This window comes from Stieleria sp., from assembly GCF_041595215.1.
Lineage (GTDB): Bacteria > Planctomycetota > Planctomycetia > Pirellulales > Pirellulaceae > Stieleria > Stieleria magnilauensis.
On record NZ_JBFHKV010001083.1, the window covers coordinates 1 to 2,856 of the forward strand.

A 2,856-nucleotide genomic window follows, 5' to 3' on the forward strand; every position below is an offset into this window, starting at 1 on the left:
ACGAAGGATGCCCGACGCCCTGGGATTATTGCTGCCAAACGGATGCGGTGAAAGACAACATTGCGACCGTCAAGATTGTCGACGACACGGGCAATCCGGTGGCCCAGGACGCCCGCGAGTTTCTTAGCGTCAAAGAACTGTCCACCGTGGTCGTCACCGGAAAAGCCCAGCGCGATGACCAAGGCAATCTGACCGTTGCGGCCAAACAAGTCTTCGTCCGACCGGGCAAGTAGTCATGGCGAACACTCCGCTCGACCTCAGCCAACTGGCACTCGACCGTTCGCCTCGGGAAGACGCGACGCCGACCAAACCGCGCCGCAAGCGTTGGTTGACTCGGTACGTGTTGCCGATCGGGATCCTGTGCGGGTTCCTTGCCTTGCTGGCTGCCGCCGCGGGCCGAGGGCTGATGCCACGGCCCTCGGTCACGGTCGTGCCGGTGGTCGTCAAGCGAGCGGAGGTTCAGCAAGCCGGAACGACGTTGTTTCAAGCGCCCGGCTGGATCGAGCCCCGGCCCACCGCGATCAGCGTGGCCGCGCTGGCGCCGGGCGTGATCGAAGAATTGTTGGTCGTGGAGGGGCAGCACGTCCAGAAGGGCGAGGCGATCGCAGAACTGATTTCGATCGACGCAGAACTCAATGTTCAGCAGGCCAGAAATTCCTTGGCGATCCGGGAAGGAGAACTCAAGCGGACCGTCGCCGAGCGCGACGCCGCCAAAATCCGTTTGGACAACCCCGTGCATTTGCAGGTGCAACTGGCCGACGCACAAAGCATGTTGGCGAAATCCAAAACGGAACTCGCCAAGCTGCCCTTCCTGATCGATGCCGCCCAGGCGAACGTCCAATACACCCTCAGCAGCATGGAAGGCAAGCGATCAGCCAAGGGAGCCATCTCAGGAAACATCATCGCGCGGGCCGAAAGCGATCACGCTGCCGCGCTGGCAACGCTGCAAGAATTGCAGCAGCGCCAACCGCACTTGCAGCGTGAAGTCGATGCGTTGAACGAAAAGGTGACCGCGCTCAAGCGGCAGCTCGAACTGCTGATCGAGGAAACACGCCAATTGCAAGAGGCCGAAGCCAAGGTTCAAGCGGCCGAGGCGTTGCGAGATGAAGCCAAACTACAAGTGCGACAGGCCGAACTGTTGCTACAGCGCAATACCATTCGTGCACCGATGGACGGTCGGGTGCTACGGCTGATCGCGGCACCGGGGACACGTGTGATGGGACTGACATCCAACGGCAGCCACAGTTCGAGTACGGTGATCGAAATGTACAACCCCGATCGTTTACAGGTGCGCGCCGATGTCCGGCTGGAAGACCTTCCCTTGGTGACGCCCGGGCAACCCGTTCAAATCCAAACAGCTTCCTCGGCAGAGATCATCCAAGGTCGCGTGCTGCAAACGACCAGTTCCGCGAATGTTCAAAAAAACACATTGGAAGTCAAAGTGGAATTGATCCAGCCGCCGTCGACGGTCAGCCCCGAAATGCTGGTCACGGCGACATTTCTGGCCCCGGCGGTTGCGAAATCAACCAATGAGTCGACCGATACCGAACGCATGTTTATCCCCAGTCGACTCGTTCAGTCGGGCGATTCGGGGACATTCGTCTGGGTCGTCGACGCCGACGACATCGCGCGTCGGCGGACCGTGGAACGAGGCGGATCGGGCAATGACGGATTGGTCGAAATCAAATCGGGACTGAACGTGACCGACAAGCTGATCAGCAGTGGCATGGACGCAGTCAAACAAGACAGCTCCGTTCGCGTGACAGGCGACGATCAAAACATGGGGATCAAATAAATGGCATTGGTAGAACTGCGTGGCGTGTGCAAAAGTTTTCGCAAGGGCGATGAAACAATCACACCGCTGGACCACATCGATTTGGACATCGACGCGGGAGAGTTTGTCTCGTTGATGGGTCCGAGCGGCACGGGCAAGAGCACATTGCTTAATCTGGTCAGCGGCATCGACCGCCCCGATGCAGGGACGATCACCGTCGCCGGAACCGAAGTGACGAAACTGTCGCGAAGCAAACTGGCCGACTGGCGGGCGGCAAACCTCGGTTACATCTTCCAGACGCACAACCTGATTCCCGTCCTAACTGCGTATGAAAACGTCGAACTTCCCACGCTGTTGTTGAAATTAACTTCAACAGAACGTCGGCAACGTGTCGAGTTGGCGTTGGAGGCGGTGGGGCTGAGCGATCGCGCCGACCATTACCCACGCCAACTCTCCGGCGGGCAAGAGCAACGCGTCGGCATCGCCCGTGCGATCGTGGCCCACCCACAAGTCGTCGTGGCCGACGAACCGACCGGCAGCCTGGACACGGAAACCAGCGAGCAGGTGCAAACGCTGCTGCAACGCTTGAACAAAGAACTCGATATCACGATGCTGATGGTCACCCACGACAGTGATGTCGCCGCAATCGCATCCAGACAGTTGGTGCTCGATCGCGGAAAGTTTTTGGAACACAACGGAACAACACCAACTAGAAAAACGGACGGCGACGAGATGATCAAGCAGTTCGGATAGTGGGCCGGGCCTGGACGGTCGCATTGCGTTGTCGCCCCATTTCCGCCGAACCGGTTCCGCAATTTGCCAACGACGACGGACATCAGCCGATTCGCGCAAGCGTTCGGGCCTCCGTTTGATGGCCGCTGCGGAAATCAGGTAAGAAGATTTTGGAGGTAAGAAAATATTGAAATGCACCATCCATTCGACTTGGGAAATCTTCCTACCTCCAAAATCTTCCTACCTCCAAAATCTTCCTACCTCCAAAATCTTCCTACCTCCAAAATCTTCCTACCTCCAAAATCTTCCTACCTCCAAAATCTTCCTACCTCCAAAATCTTCCTACCTCC

Annotated in this window: 2 protein-coding genes and 1 pseudogene; all 3 read left to right on the forward strand. The window is 58.0% G+C overall.

Annotated features, from left to right (window positions below):
• Nucleotides 1-233 (forward strand): annotated as a pseudogene (locus ABX749_RS28260) (hypothetical protein); the annotation flags it as partial.
• Between the two features lie 2 nt (nucleotides 234-235).
• Nucleotides 236-1,795, forward strand: a complete 1,560-nt coding sequence (locus ABX749_RS28265) for an efflux RND transporter periplasmic adaptor subunit (RefSeq protein ID WP_372898977.1) — start codon at nucleotides 236-238, stop codon at nucleotides 1,793-1,795.
• On the forward strand, nucleotides 1,796-2,527 hold the full coding sequence (locus ABX749_RS28270; RefSeq protein WP_372898978.1) for an ABC transporter ATP-binding protein: 732 nt from the start codon (nucleotides 1,796-1,798) through the stop codon (nucleotides 2,525-2,527).
• The last annotated feature ends 329 nt before the right edge of the window (nucleotides 2,528-2,856 follow it).

Bases quoted from the DNA above. Each gene is read 5' to 3' on its own strand.
- ABX749_RS28265 (WP_372898977.1), top strand. From the start codon at position 236: ATGGCGAACACTCCGCTCGACCTCAGCCAACTGGCACTCGACCGTTCG.
- ABX749_RS28270 (WP_372898978.1), top strand. From the start codon at position 1,796: ATGGCATTGGTAGAACTGCGTGGCGTGTGCAAAAGTTTTCGCAAGGGC.